General features: G+C 20.7%; 2 protein-coding genes. Both read left to right on the plus strand.

Annotated features, from left to right (window positions below):
* Window positions 1-1,033 (plus strand): hypothetical protein (locus tag GBZ86_RS17465; protein ID WP_170272300.1); only part of this gene is annotated, 1,033 nt, incomplete at its 5' end.
* A 65-nt stretch (window positions 1,034-1,098) separates the two neighbouring features.
* Window positions 1,099-1,501 (plus strand): hypothetical protein (locus tag GBZ86_RS15835; protein ID WP_152892254.1); only part of this gene is annotated, 403 nt, incomplete at its 3' end.

A 1,501-nucleotide genomic window follows, 5' to 3' on the forward strand; every position in this document is an offset into this window, starting at 1 on the left:
ATCAAGAGGATTTAAAGATTTTTATGATTCTATATTTCAAAAATTAAATAAAATATATTCATTAAATGGAGGAAGCAATAATTATAAAACAAATATTTTAAAAGAAATAATAAATAAATATTCTTCTAAATATGATTTGGAAGTTGTTAATAGTGCAATTGATACAAATGAAATTGAAGGAGTAATTATAAGAAAATTAAATTTTGCAATTGTAAATGGTACACCTTTTCATAAAGTTTCTTTAGGAAGTATAGGAGTAGAAACTATTGATATTAATCTAAATGAAGCATTAGATTTAAGTAGAGTTTCTTCTTATGAAAATATAATAATTGAAAAAAGAAAAAAATTCTTTGAAGAGTTAAAAAAATCTCATAAAGAATTTGAAAAAGCATTAAAAATACATGATGATTGGGAAAAAATTTATATAAAAAATTTAGATTTTAAAAAAGCAAATGAAATAACTGAAAAAATAATAAAAATGTTAATTCCAAATGAAAAATCTAAAAATGGACAAGGATTAATATATGATAAATATTTAGGTGCAGCAACTGCATTTGGAGCTAAAGATTTTATACCTAATATTACCGAAAAAGTAAAACGATATTTTATTAAAGGTAGACCAGGTACAGGAAAATCAACTTTGCTTAAAAAATTAAAAAATGCAGCTATAGAAAAAGGCTATGATGTTGAATTTTATCATTGTGGTTTTGATCCTAAGAGCATAGATATGGTTATAAGTAGAGAATTAGGATTTGCTATTTTTGATAGTACTGCTCCTCATGAATATTTTCCAAGCAAATCAAGTGATGAAGTAATAGATACGTATAAAGAATTTGTTCAGGGAAATATTGATGAAGAAAATAAATTAGAACTTGAAAGATTACGTAAAGAATATAAAAATCATATAGCCATTGCAACAACTTATTTAATAGAAGCTATGAACCTTAAAAAAGATGTAGATATTATATATGATAGTGCATTAAATGAAAGAGATGCAGATATAATAATTAAAGCAAATTTTAAAATAAATTAATTTGAAATTTAAAGAATTTTACTATAATCTATTTATAAATAGATTATAGTAGAGGTGATATAGTCATGATATGTTTATTGAAGCCAATAAAAAACGAAGAGTTTAAAAGTAAAGTTAAAATAAAATGTAATAATATATTAAATGCACTAGATACATATTCTAATGGATTATTAGAGTATGTAGGTAATGAAAAAAGCTTTGATATTAAAGAAAAATATTTTTTAGAATTTTTAGAAGAAGTTTTTAATATTAATAATAATTCAGCATTAGTAGATTTTTATTTGAAAGATTTAAATGGTGAACAATTATTGAACTTATTAAATTATTTAGAAGACAAATATAAAATTATTTTATTAGAAAATTTAAAAAATCTAAAAAATGATACTATTTATTTTAAAATAGATTCAAAAGATTTAATTTTTTTTATTACAAAATTAAATACAAAAAATTTGTTTTTTTGCACATTGT

This window comes from Clostridium tarantellae (assembly GCF_009295725.1).
Lineage (GTDB): Bacteria > Bacillota > Clostridia > Clostridiales > Clostridiaceae > Sarcina > Sarcina tarantellae.